This window comes from Streptomyces sp. NPDC059679 (assembly GCF_042734105.1).
Classification (GTDB): domain Bacteria; phylum Actinomycetota; class Actinomycetes; order Streptomycetales; family Streptomycetaceae; genus Streptomyces.
The window spans coordinates 13657-31766 of the sequence record NZ_JBHWES010000100.1 but is presented as its reverse complement, the minus strand read 5'-3'; the positions used below and the strand labels follow the sequence as shown (position 1 = coordinate 31766).

The 18110-nt window shown below is 72.8% G+C and carries 12 protein-coding genes; 2 read left to right on the top strand and 10 right to left on the bottom strand.

The window, feature by feature from the left end; all coding sequences use genetic code 11:
* Positions 1-484 precede the first annotated feature (484 nt).
* Positions 485-1123 carry a hypothetical protein gene (locus ACFV2X_RS51355; protein ID WP_385630223.1) on the bottom strand — a complete coding sequence of 213 codons (639 nt, stop codon included), beginning with the start codon at positions 1121-1123 and terminating at the stop codon, positions 485-487.
* 146 nt (positions 1124-1269) lie between these two features.
* The gene (gene ahcY / locus ACFV2X_RS51350; RefSeq protein WP_385630221.1) at positions 1270-2727 is read right to left on the bottom strand and encodes an adenosylhomocysteinase; all 1458 of its coding nucleotides are present in this window, start codon (positions 2725-2727) and stop codon (positions 1270-1272) included.
* A gap of 396 nt (positions 2728-3123) precedes the next feature.
* Between ahcY and ACFV2X_RS51345 the strand changes: the two genes are divergently transcribed.
* Positions 3124-5274, top strand: coding sequence for a fructose-specific PTS transporter subunit EIIC (locus ACFV2X_RS51345; RefSeq protein WP_385630219.1), 2151 nt, complete (start codon positions 3124-3126; stop codon positions 5272-5274).
* 479 nt (positions 5275-5753) lie between these two features.
* On the opposite strand, the gene ACFV2X_RS51340 is transcribed toward ACFV2X_RS51345, so the two are convergent.
* From ACFV2X_RS51340 to ACFV2X_RS51315, 6 genes are all read right to left on the bottom strand, one after another.
* The gene (locus ACFV2X_RS51340; RefSeq protein WP_385630216.1) at positions 5754-6677 is read right to left on the bottom strand and encodes a cation diffusion facilitator family transporter; all 924 of its coding nucleotides are present in this window, start codon (positions 6675-6677) and stop codon (positions 5754-5756) included.
* Positions 6678-6772: 95 nt separating this feature from the next.
* Positions 6773-7987 (bottom strand): mannose-6-phosphate isomerase, class I, encoded by a 1215-nt coding sequence (gene manA / locus ACFV2X_RS51335; RefSeq protein ID WP_385630214.1) that lies wholly within the window; start codon positions 7985-7987, stop codon positions 6773-6775.
* Between the two features lie 46 nt (positions 7988-8033).
* On the bottom strand, positions 8034-9257 hold the full coding sequence (locus ACFV2X_RS51330) for an SIS domain-containing protein (protein WP_385630211.1): 1224 nt from the start codon (positions 9255-9257) through the stop codon (positions 8034-8036).
* 68 nt (positions 9258-9325) lie between these two features.
* Entirely contained in the window at positions 9326-9508 is a 183-nt protein-coding gene (locus ACFV2X_RS51325; RefSeq protein WP_014177048.1) for a Trm112 family protein, read from the bottom strand.
* Positions 9509-9618: 110 nt separating this feature from the next.
* Positions 9619-10977, bottom strand: a complete 1359-nt coding sequence (locus ACFV2X_RS51320; RefSeq protein WP_385630210.1) for a phosphomannomutase/phosphoglucomutase — start codon at positions 10975-10977, stop codon at positions 9619-9621.
* A 195-nt stretch (positions 10978-11172) separates the two neighbouring features.
* Complete coding sequence (locus tag ACFV2X_RS51315) at positions 11173-11607, bottom strand: DUF3499 domain-containing protein (protein WP_385630228.1); 435 nt, start codon at positions 11605-11607, stop codon at positions 11173-11175.
* A 401-nt stretch (positions 11608-12008) separates the two neighbouring features.
* Here ACFV2X_RS51315 and ACFV2X_RS51310 point away from each other — a divergent pair, with 401 nt between their 5' ends.
* On the top strand, positions 12009-12404 hold the full coding sequence (locus tag ACFV2X_RS51310; protein ID WP_089507171.1) for a metallopeptidase family protein: 396 nt from the start codon (positions 12009-12011) through the stop codon (positions 12402-12404).
* A 75-nt stretch (positions 12405-12479) separates the two neighbouring features.
* Here ACFV2X_RS51310 and ACFV2X_RS51305 read toward each other — a convergent pair whose 3' ends face one another.
* Both ACFV2X_RS51305 and ACFV2X_RS51300 read right to left on the bottom strand, forming a co-directional pair.
* Entirely contained in the window at positions 12480-14009 is a 1530-nt protein-coding gene (locus ACFV2X_RS51305; RefSeq protein ID WP_385630208.1) for a DUF5719 family protein, read from the bottom strand.
* Positions 14006-17974 carry a glycosyltransferase gene (locus ACFV2X_RS51300; RefSeq protein ID WP_385630206.1) on the bottom strand — a complete coding sequence of 1323 codons (3969 nt, stop codon included), beginning with the start codon at positions 17972-17974 and terminating at the stop codon, positions 14006-14008. The genes ACFV2X_RS51305 and ACFV2X_RS51300 overlap by 4 nt, the downstream gene beginning before the upstream one ends.
* Between the last annotated feature and the right edge of the window lie 136 nt (positions 17975-18110).

Sequence of the window (18110 nt, the reverse complement as noted above, 5' to 3'; positions counted from 1 at the left end):
TCCTTCGAAACCGTTTCACCGGTTTCTCCGGGCGCTTCCCTTCGGTGTTTCCAACCTTACCAGATCCGTTTTCCGGTCCGTTCCCGGTCCGAATTTCATTTCTGGTGGCCGTCGGAGTGGCCTTTGCCTTTCGGCTGTTTCGACTTTAGCAGACCCGCATCGGCCGACCTAATCGGCTTCGCGATTCCCTACAGGATCGAAGTGCCTCGCTCGAATCGGAATTCAGAGCCGAGGCGATCTTGGTGCTAACGGTTGTCCACGAGCAAACCCTGCTCGCCGCAACCGTTAAAACCTACCTCCCCCAACAGCCCCCGTCAAGGGGTTTGGGTGAGATGAGCACAGTAGCAGGTCAGAGAGGGGCGATGCACAGTGCGCCACGCGTGGTGGCGCTGTGTCGACCCGGTGGCTCGACGTCCGAGCGACGTCTCGACCGTCCATGTGAAGCAACCAACGACTGCCTTTGTAACTCCGCAGGAGGCGGCGGTCAAGCATCCGGATCAGGGAGGGGTGCGGAGAAGGACGACGGTGGGCTCTCAAGCTCCTCGAGCTCGATACCAGGCGCCGCCAGCACCACGTCACCCGCGATATGGACCGAGTGTTGCTCCCCCGTATCGAGAGCGGTGACCCGGTATTCGTCCACGGTCAGGGGGCCGGTGTCGGTCGGGTGCGCCGACCTGTCCAGCAGGGCCCAGGACTGGTCGAGGGTGCGAGGCGCGAGGACGGGGGCGGTGAAGGCGACGAGGCGGACGCGGGTGGCGGGGGCGTCCGGGGTGAGGCGCAGCAGTCGGGCCGTGGCGATCAGGAAGGCCGGCGAGGAGCCGGTGAAGGCATGGGCGGCGACATTGCCCTCGGTCGCGTGTTCTCCGGACGGGTCGGTACGGACCCAGGTGACGCCGTCCAGCGCCGCGCCACGGACGCGCCAGCTCGCGGCGTTCAGTTCCAGGCGGAGGGGGCGGCCGAGTTCGTCGAGGGTGAGGTCCACGGAGCCGCTGTGATCGCCGGAGGGGGAGGTGAGCTGGGCGACATAGCGCCAGCCGGTGGGGCCGGGCGCGCAGTGGAAGTGTTCCTCGCCGAGCGGGGTGTGATCGTGCGGGTCGTGGAGGGAGTAGCGGCCGCGGGGCATGGGTTTGGTCCTTGACGTGCGAAGGCCCGCCCGGCCTGACCGGCCTGGGCGGGCCCTGGGCCCCCGCCGAGGCGGGGGCCGGCTACCGGCTGCTGGTCCGATCAGTGGCTGATCGGCAGGCGATCAGCGGTGATCAGTGCGGGTGATCAGTAGCGGTAGTGGTCGGGCTTGTACGGGCCCTCGACCGGGACGCCGATGTAGGCGGCCTGCTCCGGGCGGAGCGTGGTCAGCTTGACGCCGAGGGCGTCGAGGTGGAGCCGGGCGACCTTCTCGTCCAGGTGCTTGGGCAGCACATAGACGTCGGTCGGGTAGGACTCCGGCTTGGTGAAGAGCTCGATCTGGGCGATGGTCTGGTTCGCGAAGGAGTTGGACATCACGAACGACGGGTGACCGGTCGCGTTGCCCAGGTTCAGCAGGCGGCCCTCGGACAGCACGATGATCGCCTTGCCGTCGGCGAACGTCCAGGTGTGGACCTGCGGCTTGACCTCGTCCTTGACGATGCCGGGGAGCTCGGCGAGACCGGCCATGTCGATCTCGTTGTCGAAGTGGCCGATGTTCCCGACGATCGCCTGGTGCTTCATCCTGGCCATGTCGGAGGCCATGATGATGTCCTTGTTGCCGGTCGTGGTGATGAAGATATCCGCGGTCTCCACCACGTCGTCCAGGGTGGCGACCTGGTAGCCGTCCATCGCCGCCTGAAGCGCGCAGATGGGGTCGATCTCGGTGATGATGACCCGGGCGCCCTGGCCGCGCAGCGACTCGGCGCAGCCCTTGCCCACGTCACCGTAGCCGCAGACGACCGCGACCTTGCCGCCGATCAGCACGTCGGTGGCGCGGTTGATGCCGTCGACCAGGGAGTGGCGGCAGCCGTACTTGTTGTCGAACTTCGACTTGGTGACGGCGTCGTTCACGTTGATCGCCGGGAAGAGCAGCGTCCCGTCCCGGTGCATCTCGTACAGGCGGTGGACGCCGGTGGTGGTCTCCTCGGTCACGCCGCGGATCTCGGAGGCGAGCTGCGTCCACTTCTGCGGGCTCTCCGCGAGGGTGCGGTTCAGCAGCTCCAGGATGACGCGGTGCTCCTCGTTCTCCGCGGTGGAGACGTCCGGGGCGGCGCCGGCCTTCTCGTACTCGACGCCCTTGTGGACCAGGAGGGTGGCGTCGCCGCCGTCGTCCAGGATCATGTTCGGACCGCCGGTGGCGGTACCCGGCCAGGTCAGCGCCTGCTCCGTGCACCACCAGTACTCCTCCAGGGTCTCGCCCTTCCAGGCGAAGACCGGGACGCCCTGCGGGTCCTCGGGGGTGCCGTTCGGGCCGACGGCGATCGCGGCCGCCGCGTGGTCCTGGGTGGAGAAGATGTTGCAGGAGGCCCAGCGGACCTGCGCGCCGAGCGCGGCCAGGGTCTCGATCAGGACCGCGGTCTGCACCGTCATGTGCAGCGAGCCGGTGATCCGGGCGCCCGCGAGCGGCTGGCCGGCCGCGTACTCCTCGCGGATCGCCATCAGGCCGGGCATCTCGTGCTCGGCGAGGGTGATCTCCTTGCGGCCGAAGGCGGCCAGAGACAGGTCGGCGACCTTGAAGTCCTGACCGGAGACGGCATTCGTCATGTGCTGCTCCTCATGGATCGGTATCGAGCGAGAGTGGTTCGGCTGGGCATGCGACAGCGATCCCTCGGCGCCGTGGTCATACGGACACACGGGTCCCCTGTTCGCAGTGCGCAGTCCGTCGGAGGCCCTCTCTCCCTCGGCCGGTCCGCGGGGCGGACCGCCCGACCGCCATCAGCAGCGACGTCTGGCTCGGTCACGAATCTACACCGATCGGCGCAGCGAACCCCAGTCGATGACCGCTTTCTTCAACCTGTGGACGCTTTCTTCGGCCGGTTCGCCGTCTCTGCCCTGCCGACCTGGGTTTTGTTCCGGTCCGGACCTCTTGCGGGATGCGTTCGGCGCGGGGACCCTTGCACCTTCCCTCGCTCGCTCAACCCGTTGCAGAAGGAGAACCACGTGACCAGTCCAGCCGATCCCCCCAACGGCGCGGGGGCCAGCGGACCAGGGCTCAAGCTGCTCGCCGTGACCGCGTGCCCGACCGGCATCGCGCATACCTATATGGCCGCGGAAAAGCTGGCCCAAGCGGCGGAATCGCTCGGGCACGCCATGAAGGTGGAGACACAAGGCTCGATCGGGGCCGAGAACGTACTGTCTGACAACGATGTCAGAGACGCGGACGGCATCATCATCGCCGCGGACAAGGACGTCGACCGCAGCCGGTTCGTGGGCAAGAGGGTGCTGGTCGTCGGCGTCGCGGAGGGCATCCACCACCCCGAGCGGCTGATCGAGCAGGTCCGCGGCGCTCCGGTGTACGACGGGGACGGCTCCCGCGCGGGCCGTCCGGGTGCGGGCGGCGGTGGCACGGCGGGCTCCGGCGGCGGGGGCGGCAAGGGGCGCAGCGTCACCTACAAGGCCCTGATGAACGGCGTGTCGTACATGATCCCGTTCGTCGTGGTCGGCGGGCTGCTGATCGCGGTCTCGCTCGCGCTGGGCGGCGATACGACGCCCAAGGGGATCGTCATCCCCGACGACTCCTTCTGGAAGTCCGTCAACGACATCGGCGTGATCGGCTTCCAGCTGATGATCCCGATCCTCTCCGGCTATATCGCGTATGCGATCGCCGACCGGCCCGCGCTGGTGCCCGGCATGGTCGGCGGCTGGATCGCGGCGCACGGCGAGCTGTACGACAGCGAGGCGGGCGCCGGGTTCATCGGCGCGATCATCACCGGCTTCCTGGCCGGTTATCTGGTGCGCTGGATCAAGATGGTCAAGGTGCCCAAGTTCGTCCAGCCGATCATGCCGATCATCGTGATCCCGATCGTGGCGACCTCGGCGCTCGGGCTGTTCTTCATCTATGTGCTCGGCGAGCCGATCGCGTGGGTCTTCGAACACCTCACCGACTGGCTCGGCGGGCTGACCGGCACCAGCGCGGCGCTGCTCGGCACGATCCTCGGCCTGATGATCGCGTTCGACATGGGCGGTCCGGTCAACAAGACCGCCTTCCTCTTCGGCGCCGGCCTTGTCTCCAAGAACCCCGAGGTCATGGGCATGTGCGCGGCGGCCATCCCGGTCCCGCCGCTGGGCCAGGGCCTGGCCACCCTCATCCGCCGCCGGATGTTCGACGACCAGGAGCGGGAGACCGGCCTGGCCGCACTGTTCATGGGCTTCTTCGGGATCACCGAGGGCGCCATCCCGTTCGCCGCGGCACGCCCGGCGCGGGTCATCCCTGCGAACATGCTCGGCGGCGCGGTCGCCGGTGCGGTGGCGGGGCTGGCTTCGGTCGAGGACAACGTGCCGCACGGCGGTCCGATCGTGGCGCTGCTCGGTGCGGTCGACGGGGTGCCGATGTTCTTCGTCGCCGTTGTGATCGGTACGGCGGCTACGGCGCTCACGACCATCGCGCTGATGTCGCTCGGTGGCGGGGGTGCGGCTCACGGTGGCGGTGAGGCTTCGGGGCCGGGCGCGGCGGCCGGCGGCGCCGGGGGTCCCGGGCCGGTGCGTGAGCCGGCGCTGGTGGGCGTTGCGGCGGAGGGGGCGGGTGCGGGTGCGGCTGCTTCTGTGGCTGGGTCTGTGTCTGCTTCTGCAGCTGTGTCTGCCTCCGCTCCGGCTCCTGCGGCTGTGTCCGAGGGGGCTTCGGCAGATCGGGCGGATCAGGTGCTGTCCGGGTATCTGACCGAGCAGACCGTACGGGAGCGGCTGGCGGCGGACGGCAAAGAGGCCGCCATACGCGAGATGGCCGAACTGCTGGCCACCTCCGGCAAGGTCGCCGATGCGGCGGAACTGGTCCGGGCGGCACTGGCCCGCGAGGAGCAGGGCACGACCGGCCTCGGCGAGGAGATCGCGATCCCGCACGCCAAGACGGACGCGGTGACCGAGCCCGTCGTCGGCTTCGCCCGGTCGCCGGAGGGCATCGAGTGGGGTGCGCTGGACGGTACGAAGGCCAAGCTGGTGTTCATGATCGCGGTGCCGGAGGCGGCGGCGGGCGATGAGCACTTGCGGATCCTGGCGCTGCTCTCGCGGAAGCTGATGAGTGCGGAGTTCCGGGAGCGGCTGCTGGAGGCGGCGGACGAGGCGGCGATCCTGCGGGTGCTCGGCGAGATCGAGTAGCGGGGTGGGGGCGGGTGCCCCCTTGGCGGGTTCTCCCCTGCCTCCCGATCCGCCCCTTCCGCAGGTTCCCCGGTTTCGCTCTGCGGCTGCCCCTGCGGGGCCTGGGGCTCGGCCTCAGGCCCCGCAGGGCCTTGCGCCGGGGCCCCACGGGTCCCGCGCTGCGCCGGGGCCGACCGCCGGCCCCGGCCGGAGCCGCGCCCGGAAGGCCGAAGGCTGCGGGGGCGCGCGCCGGGCCAGCGGACGCAAGAGCCCCTACCCGGCCGGCGGACACGAGGACCCGCGCCTGGGCGGGGCCCGAAGTCGTGCCCCGGCAGGGGCCGCGGGGCCGTGCCGGGCCCGCGCGCGCCCGCCACGCCGAGGGCGGGCCGCGAGAGCCCGCCTCCGGGCCAGCGGACGCGAGGCCCGCGCCTGGGCGGGGCCAAAGGCCCGTGCCCAGGCGGGGCCGCGGGGGTCGTGACGGGCGCGGCCCCCGCCGGGCGCTACGCCGAGGTCGTGGTGCGCAGGATGTCCGGTTCCAGGTAGATCACGCGGGCGATGGGGACCGCCTCGCGGATGCGGGCCTCCGCCGCGTCGATCGCGCGGGCGACCTCTGCCGCCGTGTCGTCGTGCTGGACCGCGACCTTGGCGGCGACCAGAAGCTCCTCGGGGCCCAGGTGGAGCGTGCGCATGTGGATCAGGCCGGTGACCGTCTCGCCGTCCACCAGGGCCTCGCGGATCTTGGCGACCTGGTCCGCGTCCGCGGCCTCGCCGAGCAGCAGGGACTTCGTCTCGGCGGCCAGCACGAGGGCGATCAGGACCAGCAGCACGCCGATGCAGACCGTGCCGATGCCGTCCCATACGCCGTCGTGGGTGATCAGCGACAGGCCGACGCCGCCGAGCGCGAGCACCAGGCCGACCAGGGCGCCGAAGTCCTCCAGCAGGACGACCGGCAGCTCGGGCGCCTTGGCCCGGCGTACGAACTGTGACCAGGTCAGCTTGCCGCGGACCTCGTTCGACTCCTTGATGGCCGTACGGAACGAGAAGCCCTCCGCGATGATCGCGAACACGAGCACGCCGACCGGCCAGTACCAGTGCTCCACCTCGTGCGGGTGCTTGATCTTCTCGTACCCCTCGTAGAGGGCGAAGACGCCGCCGATGGTGAACAGGACGATGGAGACCAGGAAGCCGTAGATGTAGCGCTCACGGCCGTAGCCGAAGGGGTGCTCCGGGGTCGCCTCGCGCTTGGCCTTCTTGCCGCCGAGCAGCAGCAGGCCCTGGTTGCCGGAGTCGGCGATCGAGTGCACGCCCTCGGCGAGCATCGACGACGAGCCGCTGAACGCGAACGCCACGAACTTGGCTACGGCGATGGCCAGGTTGGCGCCCAGCGCGGCAACAATCGCCTTGGTTCCGCCTGATGCACTCATTTTGTGCCGAATGTCCCTTCCGTCGCACGGCAGCTTTGCCGTTGCTTTACTGCGTACGGCGGGCCATTGTTGCAGCCCCGCCAAACGGCGGTGCGTCAGGCGGCGACTGTGGCCCGGAACACAGTGCCGGGGCCGGACAGCGCCACGGTCTCGCCCGCCGGGACGAAGGCCGACTCCCCCTGCGCCAGCCGCAGTTCGGCCCCATCGCCGCCGTCGCCGCCCGTGCCGCGCAGCACCGCCGTACCCGAGGCGCACAGCAGGATCTGGGGCGTGCGGGAGGGCAGCGGGCGCGGGCCGGTGCCCTCGGCCAGGACGTAGCGCGAGAGCCGGAACTCGTCGATCGGGGTGGCGTACACCTCCTCGCCGGAGGAATCTGCCTCGGGGCGGAGCACGCCGGGGGCCTCGCTCTCGAAGCGGACGATGCGCAGCAGTTCGGGGACGTCGATGTGCTTGGGGGTCAGTCCGCACCGCAGCACATTGTCGGAGTTGGCCATGATCTCGACGCCGAGGCCGTCGAGATAGGCGTGCGGCACGCCCGCGCCCAGGTAGAGCGCCTCGCCCGGCTGCAGTTGTACGTAGTTGAGGAGCATCGCGGCGATCACGCCGGGGTCGCCCGGGTAGTGCCGGGCGATGGAGGCGTACGCGCGGTACGCGGGGGCGTGCGGGCCGTCCTGCGCGCCGAGCCGTTCGGCGGCGGCGGCGGTCTGGTGGACGGTGTCCGCGATCGCCTCGCGGTCGGCGGTCAGTACGGCGGTGAGCACCTCGCGCAGCGCGTGGGACTCGGGGTGGGCGTGCAGGACGTCCACATACGGCTTGAGCGAGTCCACCTCGAGGGCGGCCAGCAGCCCGGCGGCCTCGTCGGCGTCGCGGAAGCCGCACAGCCCGTCGAAGGGCGTGAGCGCGCATATGAGTTCGGGCTTGTGGTTGGCGTCCTTGTAGTTGCGGTGGGCGGCGTCGACGGGGACGCCGCGCGCCTCCTCGTCCGCGAAACCCGCCTCGGCCTGGGCCAGGTCGGGGTGCACCTGCAGCGAGAGCGGCGAGGCGGCGGCGAGCACCTTGAGCAGGAACGGCAGCCGCGGCCCGAAGTGTCCTACGGCGTCCGGGCCGAGTTCGCCCTCCGGGTCGGCGGCGATCACGTCGGAGAGGGCCACCGGGCCCTCGCCGCGGTCGACGCGGGACGGCGCCCCGGGGTGCGCCCCCATCCACAGCTCGGCCTGCGGCTCACCCGTCGGCTCCGTGCCCAGCAACTCGGGGATGGCGGTGGCGGAGCCCCAGGCGTAGGGGCGGACGGTGTTGACGAGGCGGTCCATGGGGTGCGGTTCCTGACTGTACGTACGGAAGGACGGGATTACTCCGTCATGATCTCTCCGTCGAGGCGAGCGCCAGGTAAACGGCGGTGAAATCCGTGATGGCGAGGAGTTCTGCCGCGTTCTCCAGCACACCGCCCCCGCCCGGTTCGAGCTCGCTGAGCGCGGTGTCGTGGGCGAGCGCGAGCTCCCGGGCGGTCGGTACGGCCGAGAGCGCGCTGACTTGTTCGTCGTACAAGAGCACAACCCTGGCCCGCAGCGCCTCCGCCTCCTCCACCCGGTCGCGGAAGAAGTCGTCCGGGTCGGCGCCGCCGGCCAGCGATCCGGCCAGCAGCGTGCCGTGGGCGGCGAGCGCCCCGGGCAGCTCGGCGACGAGCGCGGGGCGTCCGGCGAGCAGCGCGAGCAGGCTCGCGAAGCGCCGCCCGGCGGCCGCCGCGACCGGCCCTTCGGTCCACAGCAGCGGCAGCGAACCGGCGAGCTCGGCGGCCAGGGCCTTGGCGGGGTTGGTGTAGGTGGCGATGGCCGGGCCGCAGCGCTCGGCGACCTGGTCCAGCCGGTCGGCCACCTGCTGCAGCACGCTGGGCGGGGCGGCCACCAGGCCGATGCGGTCGACCAGGACCAGCAGCGGCGTGAGCAGCCCCCACAGGGTGCCCGGCAGCGCGGGCCCCGTCACCTCGTCCGGCGCCGTGCCCGTCGGCTCGGTGTGCTGCCCTTCGGCCTGCGGGGTGCCGGCGGGCGCGGGCGGCGCCGTGTCGTACGGCGCCGAGTCGTTGTTGTACGGGCCGGTGGCCAGCGGGACCATCAGCCCGCGCGCCTGCTCGACGGCGCCGGCCAGCGGGGAGTCCGCGGGCGCGACCGCCACGATCGAGCAGCCCCGCCGGTACGCCTGCTCGACCAGCGGCGGAAGCCCCGGCTCCGCGCCGTCCGGCGTGACGAGCAGCAGCAGGTCCAGCGGGCCCGCCCAGCCGGGCAGCGTCCAGCGCAGCGCGCCCGGGGCGGGCGCCACGCCCGTCGGCGCGATCAGGCTGACCGGGCAGTTGTTGCCGCTGAGGGCGCCGAGGAGGTCGGCGGTGCAGCTCCCCGCCGCGCCCGGACCGGCGACGAGCACGGAGCGCGGTCTGCCGTCCGGCTTGAGGTCGGCGACCCCCGCCTCGGCGGCGTACCGGGCCGCGGTACGCACCCGGGCGCCGGATTCCGCGGCCCCCCGCAGCAGCCCGCGAACGTCCGCGCGGGCGAGGGCTTCGGGGGCGTCGAGGAGGGATTCGTCGAGCATGGTGCTTCGGCCTCCGATCGCCGTGGGCGGGGCGGTGCGGTCCGGGGCGGGAACTGCGCGGGACGGCGTCAGGCCGGGCGGCGCGCCTCGTCGACGAGCAGCACGGGGATGTCGTCCCGGACCGGGTAGGCGAGGCCGCACCCCTCGCCCGTGCACACCAGCTCGGGCGTCTCCGGACCCTCTTCCTCGCGCAGCGGTGCGTGACACGCGGGGCAGGCGAGGATGTCCAGCAGACCGGCTTCGAGCGGCATGAGGCGTCGTCCCTTCGGTTTGAGTCCAGCGCAGTCAGCGTACCGCCGGGGAGGGAGCGTGGCGCCCCCTCCCCTTCGGACGCCCCTGCGGACGCCCCTTGAGGGGCTTCTCAGGCCCGGACCACGGCCAGGACCTCGTCGCGGACGCGGGCGACGGTGTCCGAGTCGCGCGCCTCCACGTTGAGGCGCAGCAGCGGCTCGGTGTTGGAGGGGCGGAGGTTGAACCACCAGTCGGCGGCCGTCACCGTCAGCCCGTCCAGCTCGTCCAGCTCGACGTCGTCGCGCCCCTGGTACGCGGCCCTGACCGCGGTCATGCGCCCGGCCTGGTCGTCCACGACGCTGTTGATCTCGCCGGAGGCGGCGTACCGGTCGTACGCGGCGACCAGCTGCGACAGCGGGCGGTCCTGCTCGCCGAGCGCGGCCAGGACGTGGAGGGCGGCCAGCATGCCGGTGTCGGCGTTCCAGAAGTCGCGGAAGTAGTAGTGCGCGGAGTGCTCGCCGCCGAAGATCGCGCCGGTGCGGGCCATCTCGGCCTTGATGAACGAGTGCCCGACGCGGGTGCGGACCGGGGTGCCGCCCTGCTCCTTGACGACCTCGGGCACCGACCACGAGGTGATGCAGTTGTGGATGACCGTTCCGCCCGGGTGCTTGGCCAGCTCGCGGGCGGCCACCAGGGCGGTGATCGCGGACGGGGAGACCGGCTCGCCGCGCTCGTCGACGACGAAGCAGCGGTCGGCGTCGCCGTCGAAGGCGAGGCCGAGGTCGGCGCCGGTCTCGCGGACGCGCGCCTGGAGGTCGACGATGTTCTTGGGGTCGAGCGGGTTGGCCTCGTGGTTGGGGAAGGTGCCGTCCAGCTCGAAGTACATCGGGTCCAGCTCGACGGGGAGCCCGGTGAAGACGGTGGGGACGGTGTGTCCGCCCATGCCGTTGCCGGCGTCGACGACGACCTTGAGACGGCGGATGCCGGTGAGGTCGACGAGCGAGCGCAGATGGGCGGCGTAGTCGTCGAGTACGTCCCGCTGGGTGATCGTGCCGCGGTCGGCGACCGGGTCGGGCGCGCTGCCCGCGATCCACTCCTCGACCAGGGCGCGGATCTCGGCGAGCCCGCTGTCCTGGCCGATGGGGGCGGCGCCCGCGCGGCACAGCTTGATGCCGTTGTACTGGGCGGGGTTGTGGCTGGCCGTGAACATCGCGCCGGGCAGGTCGAGGTGGCCGCTGGCGAAGTAGAGCTGGTCGGTGGAGCACAGTCCGATCTCGGTCACATCCGCGCCGAGCGCGGCGGCCCCGGTCGCGAAGGCCCGCGACAGACCAGGCGACGAGGGGCGCATGTCATGGCCGACGACGATCGCACGCGCGCCGGTCACCCGGGCGAAGGCGGCGCCGAACAGCTCGGCGAGCGGCTCGTTCAACTGGTCCGGGACCACACCGCGCACGTCGTACGCCTTCACGATCTGCGACAAGTCGGTCACAGCAGTCCCTTCTGGAGGTCTCTACTTCCGCAGGTCTCTACGTTCTGCGGATTCAGGGCCTCTTGGCGGCCTCTGGGGTTCAAAACCTACCCGCAGGACCTGGGGAGCAACTGTGAGGTCCGTCGTGCGGCGCGCTCGGGGGGCGTACGGCGGAACACCGGGAAAGACGCGGAGGAGAGACGGGAAGGGGAAGGCTCAGGAGTCGGGCGAGCGCAGGACCCTCAGATGGCCACGGCGGGAGACCTCACGCGGATCGCCCTCCCGGCCGCTCTGCCCCGGGCCCGACGGTCCGCCGGGCGCGCGCTCATGGGGGCGGGCCGCCTCGCGTACGGCGTTGGCGAGGGCTTCCAGGTCGTCACCGCTGGGGCGGGGCGGGCCGGTGTCGACGGCGAGCCTGACGACCTCCCAGCCGCGCGGGGCGGTCAGCCGCTCCGAGTGTTCGGAGCACAGGTCGTAGCAGTGCGGCTCGGCATAGGTGGCGAGAGGCCCGAGGACCGCGGTCGAGTCCGCGTAGACGTACGTCAGCGTCGCGACGGCGGGGCGGCCGCACGCGGTGCGCGAACAGCGACGTACAGGGCTCACGACGTTGGACGGTACCGCACTCTTGAGCGGGCCGCGACGACTCTCCACCAGCTCACTCCGCCGTGTCGTCACGGTTCGCCCCGTGCGTCCCGATCCGGGAACATCGACGCTGACCAGCACGGACTCCGACGGGCGCGATGACCGGCGCGAACGAATCCGGTCACCGCTCGATCCGATATAGATCATCTTGTGCGAGAAAGCCGACCCAAGAGGCGACTGTTTTCGGGCGGAAGGATGGCCGGAATGTTCATTCGGCGACATGAGTGGCGCCTGCACGTAGCGGCGCGAAAGGCGGTACGGGAGGAGCGTCGACGCGGGTAGCGGACGCACTGTCTGGTAAGCGCGTACTCAGGTGCCGGTGACAGCTACCCTCATGAGTGATGACCAGGCCCGTACGACCCCACCAGTCCGAGCCGCGCCCGCGCCGCCGCGATCGGCACGGGCGTGGGATGCGCGGTCCGATCGCGCCGCCGCAGGTGCCGCTCTCGGTCAGCCGCGCGGAGTCCTTCCTCGACCTCGTCCAGGAGTCCGCGGAGCGGCTGGAGAGACGCTGGCCCCAGCTGTCCGGCGTCGACTTCGCCGTGCTCGAGGTGCCCACCATGAGCGGGCCCGGCGGCCCGGACGGCTGGGACAGCTGGGACGGCGAATCCGTGCCGCTCGGCCGGTTCATCGCCGCGCGCGGCGACAGCCCGGACCGCATCGTGATCTACCGCCGCCCGGTCGAGATCCGCGCCAAGACCCGGGACGAGCGCGCGCTGCTCGTCCACGAGGTCGTCGTCGAGCAGGTCGCCGAGCTGCTGGGGCTCGCCCCGGAGCTGGTTGACCCGCGCTACGGGCAGGACTAGCCGGCGCCCTGAGGTGACTGGTCGGCGCCCTGAGGCGACTGGCCGACGCCCGAGGTCACTGACCGGCGCCCGAGGTCACTGCTTCCCGTCGTTGAGCAGCGACAGGTCCCGGCGCGCCGTCGGGACCGCGACCGTGCTCCGGTCGTCGGGCAGCGCCTGGATCGTGAACATCGGAACGCCGCCCTGGGGCAGCGCCAGCATCCGGGACGCGTACACCGGCCCGCCCGAGACCCGCTCGACCGTCACGGCGTACCCACCCTTGCCCGAGGCCGGGCGCGGCGGCACCACGGCCATCGTGGTGCCGCCCTTGACGTCGTACGTCTTGCTGACGGGGGTGCCGCCGCCGCTCCCGGCCGAGGCGGTGACCCGCACCTTCGCCGACGCGTTCGGCGCCACCAGGGACAGCGTCGAGCCCTTGGAGCGGTTGTCGGCGGCGGTGGCGTTCCGTTCGATGCTCGTGGTGGCGGGGATGAAGGCCGTCTCCTGGTCGGCCCCCTTGCCGCGGGTCACCCGCAGCGCGGCCACGACCGGGGCGGCCCGGCCCGCCCCGCCCTCAGGGGTGAGCACGAGGGAGCCCGGCTCGCCCTCGGTGAGGTTCCCGAAGTCGGCCCATGCCGTCATCCCGCTCTTGACGTGCAGCGACTCATGTCCTGCCGGGGTGATCGAACTGCTCCGCCCGGCCAGCCGCACCTTCAGGTCCGCGTCGTCCGAGCCTGGCGCGTAGACGACCAGGCGCACGTCGGTCGCGTCCGCCGGGATGCCGGGCAGCACCACGCTGCCCGACGGCTCGGCCGAGGCCGGGAGCCAGTCGCTGCCGAACGACTCGTCCACCGCCTGTACGGTCGCCCCGACCCGGCCGGAGCGCGCCGACACCCTGAGGGTCGCGTCGGTCGCGTCCACGTCCGTCAGGGTGGAGAGCAGCACCGGGACGGTGGACCGGCCCGGGACCGTGATCGCCTCGTCGGTCGAGGGCTTGAGCCGGCCGTTCTCGCCGTAGAGCTTCAGGTCCACCTCGGCCGCGCTGTCGTCCGGGTTGGTCAGGTGCACATAGTCCTGCCGGTCCTTGGCGGTGCTGGCGCCGGGGAACCAGAAGTCCGTGTCGGGCGCGGTGCAGGTGGTGCCCAGCACACCGCGCCCGCTGCCCGCGGCCACGGTGGTGGTCTGCTGCACGCTCCAGCCGGGGGCCAGGAGGCCGTCGGCGGTGCCGATCAGCGCGGGGGCGTCCGAGCGGTCGGTCTCGGCGGTGACCGGCTTCCCCGGCTCCTTCAGAGGCACGACGGGCTCGTTCGCCTTGTCCTTCTGGGTGTCCTTCTGTTCGTCCTGCGGGCCCTGGGCGGGCAGCAGTCCGGCGGTTCCCTTCTTCGTGCCCTGCGCGCCGGTCCCCTTGCCCGTCCCCTTGGGGGTGAACGCGGTGTAGGTGGTGGTGCCCACGTCCGAGGAGGTGGGCGTCGGGCACAGGAGCGTGGAGCGCTCGACGGGCAGCCTGGTGGCCGCCTTGGCCGCCGGTGCCGTGTCGTCGGAGGACCCCGCGGTCAGCGAGGCGACGCCGGTGATGGCCGCGAGCGCCGTGGCGGCGCCGATCAGGGACAGGATGGTGCGGTTCATCGCTGCTGCTCGCTCCCGTCGCGGCGGGCCTCGGGGTCGGCGCCGCCGTACGTCGTGTCGTCCTGCGGCTGCTGGGGGTACGTGCCGCCGTCGGCGTAGGGCTGCTGCTGGTCGTAGGCGTACGGATCGGCGTACTGGCCGCCCGCGTACGGGTCCGCCGGGTACTGGCCCTGGTCCTGGCCCTGGGCGTACTGGCCTTGCGCGTACTGGTCCTGGCCCTGGCCGTACTGGTCCTGGGCGCCCTGGTAGCCGGTGCCCGCGCCCTGGTACTCGCCGCCCCGGTAGCCGGTGTCCTGATACCCGGTGTCCTGGTAACCGGCGCCGGAGTAGTCACCGGCCGGGTACTGGTCGCCCTGGTACTGGTCGCCCGCGTACTGGCCGTAGCCCGCGCCCGCGTACGACTGGGCGTCCCACTCGCCGTACTGCTGCTGGGGCACCGCCGCGTACGGGTCCGCGGCGGGCTCCGGATCCGCGGGCCCGGCCTGGTCGGCTTGATCCGCCTGGCCCGCGTGGCCCGCGTGGCCCGCGTACGGCTGCTCCCCCGCACCAGCGCCCTGCTCGTCGGCCGCCTGCTGCGCGGCCTGCGCCTCCGCCTCCGCGGCGGCCCGCAGCCGCCGCGCCCGGCGCCCGTCGCCCGCCAGGTCCTCGGCGGAGACCGCCGCGGCGGCGGCCTCCGCCTCCGGCAGGTCGTCGTCGACCGTACGGCGGCGGCCCGGCAGTGCCAGCACCACCAGGACCAGCGCGAGCAGCCCCTGGGCCCACACCCAGGCGGTGTGCGTGACGGGGGTTTCGTAGCTCAGGTCCAGCCGTCCGCCGTTCGCCGGGAGTTCGAAGCCCTGCGCCCAGCCGTCCACGGTCGTCGCCTTCAGCGGCTTGCCGTCGAGCGTGGCCTGCCAGCCGGGCGTCGCCTTGTCGGCGATCCGCAGCACCCGCCCAGCCGGGCCGGCCGGGACGGTGGTGTGGGCCTCGACAGGCCCGGAGGGGACGTTCACCGGGGCCGTCCGGGACCCGGCCGCCGAGCCGCCCTGACCCCCCGTCTCGGCCGTCTCGCCCGCCTGGGCGCCGGGGACGATGGCGACCCGCGAGATCCGCTGGTCGACCCGCCACAGGGCGCTGCCGTCCTCCTGGCTGAGCCGGGTGAGCCCCGGTGTGGCGTCCAGCACCCGGCCCATCTGGCGCGGCGCGCTGTCGCGCACCAGGACGTAGCGGATGGCGTAGCCGCCGAGCTGGCTGGTCTGGTCCGCGCCGGAGCCGGCGATCAGGTTGGCCACGACGCGGTCGAGCCGACTGTCGCCGCCGGCCGCACCGGTGAGCTCGGCGTCGCCGAGCCGGGCGCCGGAGCCGCGCACCAGGACGTAGTCGGCGCGGGCTGCGTCGCCGTCGAGGACGAGGGTGCGGGCCTGGTCGCGGGTGCTGCTCTCGGCCGCGACGAAGGCCGGGACCTGGTCGGGGTCGCGCCGCCCGACCGGGCCGTCCGCGCCGCTCAGCATCCAGCTCGCGGCGGCCCACAGGGGGGCGGCGGCCGCGGCCACCGCGATCAGCAGCGCGAGCGGCTGGCGCCAGCCGAAGCTCTGCGCCGCGACACGCTCCCGTGCGCCCTCGGCGCCCACCACGCCGGCGCTCAGCAGCGCCAGCCCGTAGACGAGGGTCGCGGGCCCGGCCCAGCCGGAGCCGCCCACGAGCGCAGCGAAGAGGAAGCCGGTGAGGGCCACGGCCCAGGCCGTACGGACCGCCAGCTGCCGCTCGGCGCGCATCAGGGCGGCGAGCGCCGCCAGCACGAAGCCGAGCAGCAGAAGCGTTCCGCCGGCCTTGGGGCCGCCGGGGCTCAGCGCGAGCAGGTGCAGGGCGGACGCGGAGCCGGTGGTGTAGTCGAGACCCGCCTCGTCGAAGAACCGGCCCGGGTCGGTCAGCAGATCGGCCGACCAGGGCGCGAGCACGGCCGGCGGGGTGAGGACGACGGCGAGGAAACGCAGCCCGTACGCCACCAGCTCATCGGTGCGGCTCTCCGCGAACCGCACCGCCAGCACCCCGAGGCCCAGGAGCACCGCGATCGGCCAGACGATCGGCGTGAACGCCATGGTGAAGGTCAGCAGCAGCGCGTACGCCCAGGTGGCGCGCCAGCTGGGCCGCTCGCCGCGGCGCGCCCGCTCGCCGAGCCCGAACCCGCTCGCCGCGACCGCGGCGCGGGCCATCAGCGGCAGCAGGACGGCCAGCACGGCGGTGCCCAGCCGCCCGCTCGCCAGCGCCCCGGTCGCGGCCGGCAGGAAGGCGTACGCGACGCTGCCCCAGGCGCGCAGCAGCCGGGACTCGACGAGCGGCCGGGAGGCGAAGTACGCGGTGAAGCCGGCCAGCGGCACCGAGCAGACCAGCAGCAGCGTGAGCGTGAAGCCGGTGCTGCCCAGGAAGAGCGTGGCGACCGACGCGAGCACGGCCAGATACGGCGGCGCGCTCTGCGTCCCGCCGGTCCCCACCGGATGCCAGCCGTCCAGGTAGCGCGCCCACAGCTCGGAGACCCCGTCGGGCGCGGGCAGCAGCGCGCCGCCGGTCAGCGACCCGCCGCCGAGCAGATCGCGGCAGGCGACGAGCGAGACGAGCAGCAGGACGACGAAGAGCATCGGCCCGGGTTTGCGGCCGATCCGCTTCAGCCGGGCGAACTGCTCGACCTCCAGGAAGTCGGCGTCGTCGCCGCCGGGCCCGGACTCCACGGCCCCGTGCCGCCCGCCGGAGGACAGCTCGGGCTCCGACCGTCCACCGAAGTTGCTCGCGATCTGCTCGGCAGTGGCCCGCACCGTGGCACCGGGCGGCGGGAACAGCGGCCGCAGCTCGTCCTTCTCGGCCACGGGCCGGCCGCGCCGTCTGCGCGCGGCGAGGATCTTCTCGGGGCGCAGCAGCGTGCCGAAGAGCCCGGCGACCTCGTCCAGCGCCTGCCCGGGCACCTTGCCCACCAGATAGGCGAGGGTGCGCACCAGGGTGCCGAGCACCAGCCGCAGCATGACGTACGGAAGCGCCGCCCCACGGCTGTTGGCCAGCAGGGTGTAGGCCGCGCCGGCCTTGTCGACGCGGTGCGGTCCGGCGACCGAGCGGCCCACGCAGTCGATGGGGCGCCGTTCGCGGGCGGCGGCCTCGGCGTGGCGCAGCGCGGCGTCCGGCGCGACCAGCACCTGGTGGCCGACGGCCTGGGCGCGCCAGCACAGGTCCACGTCGTCGCGCATGAGGGGCAGCCGGGGGTCGAAGCCGCCCAGCTCTTCCCATACGTCGCGGCGCACCAGCATGCCCGCGCTGGAGACCGACAGCACCGGCCGCACCTGGTCGTGCTGGCCCTGGTCCTGCTCGCGCCGCTCCAGACCGGTCCAGCGGCGGCCGCTGCGGGCGATGCTGACGCCGATTTCGAGCAGCTGCCTGCTGTCGTACCAGCTGCGCAGCTTGGGGCCGACGATCGCGGCGCGCGGGTGGCCGTCGGCGACCCGCAGCAGCTCGGCGAGGGCGTCCGGGGCGGGGGCGCAGTCGTCGTGCAGCAGCCACAGCCACTGGACCGGCTCGCCGTGGGGCAGCTCCGGCATGTCGTACGCGTCGTCGCGCCAGGTGCGGTTGACGGGGTCCCAGCCGCTGGGGCGCTTGAGGTACGTCAGCTCCTCGGGGCCCAGCACCTCGACGCTGCGCACCGCCTCGGCGACGGCGGTACCGAAGCCGCTGCGGCGGGCGAGGTGGAGCACCCGGTCGGGGCCGAGCGCGTCGGCCAGCAGCTGCGCGGAGTTGTCGGCGCTGCCCGTGTCGGCGGCGACGGCGCTCTGGACGGGCCGCTCCTGGCCGAGCAGCCCGGCCAGCGCCTCGGGCAGCCAGCGGGCGCCGTCGTGGGCGACGAGCACGGCGGTGACGACATGGCGGGGGAACGCCGGCGCTTGGGTGGGCGCAAACGCGGCGTTGGCGGCCGGGTATTGGGCCGCCTGGTGGCTGTGCACGGACATCGAGGTACGGGCCCCGGTTCGCTGGACTGCAGTGGACGCGCGCGCCCTTGGCGGCGCCCGCGCGTCTCGGACGGGGCCCCACACTAACGGCTGAGCACACAGCGGTCCGCCTCCCGGCGCCAAGGGGGCGGGAGGC

Excerpts from the sequence above, each read along its gene's own strand:
- ahcY (WP_385630221.1), bottom strand. The coding sequence starts at position 2,727 with ATGACGAATGCCGTCTCCGGTCAGGACTTCAAGGTCGCCGACCTGTCT.
- ACFV2X_RS51300 (WP_385630206.1), bottom strand. The coding sequence starts at position 17,974 with ATGTCCGTGCACAGCCACCAGGCGGCCCAATACCCGGCCGCCAACGCC.
- ACFV2X_RS51355 (WP_385630223.1), bottom strand. The coding sequence starts at position 1,123 with ATGCCCCGCGGCCGCTACTCCCTCCACGACCCGCACGATCACACCCCG.
- ACFV2X_RS51305 (WP_385630208.1), bottom strand. The coding sequence starts at position 14,009 with ATGAACCGCACCATCCTGTCCCTGATCGGCGCCGCCACGGCGCTCGCG.
- ACFV2X_RS51340 (WP_385630216.1), bottom strand. The coding sequence starts at position 6,677 with ATGAGTGCATCAGGCGGAACCAAGGCGATTGTTGCCGCGCTGGGCGCC.
- manA (WP_385630214.1), bottom strand. The coding sequence starts at position 7,987 with ATGGACCGCCTCGTCAACACCGTCCGCCCCTACGCCTGGGGCTCCGCC.
- ACFV2X_RS51310 (WP_089507171.1), top strand. The coding sequence starts at position 12,009 with ATGCGCGGTCCGATCGCGCCGCCGCAGGTGCCGCTCTCGGTCAGCCGC.
- ACFV2X_RS51330 (WP_385630211.1), bottom strand. The coding sequence starts at position 9,257 with ATGCTCGACGAATCCCTCCTCGACGCCCCCGAAGCCCTCGCCCGCGCG.
- ACFV2X_RS51325 (WP_014177048.1), bottom strand. The coding sequence starts at position 9,508 with ATGCCGCTCGAAGCCGGTCTGCTGGACATCCTCGCCTGCCCCGCGTGT.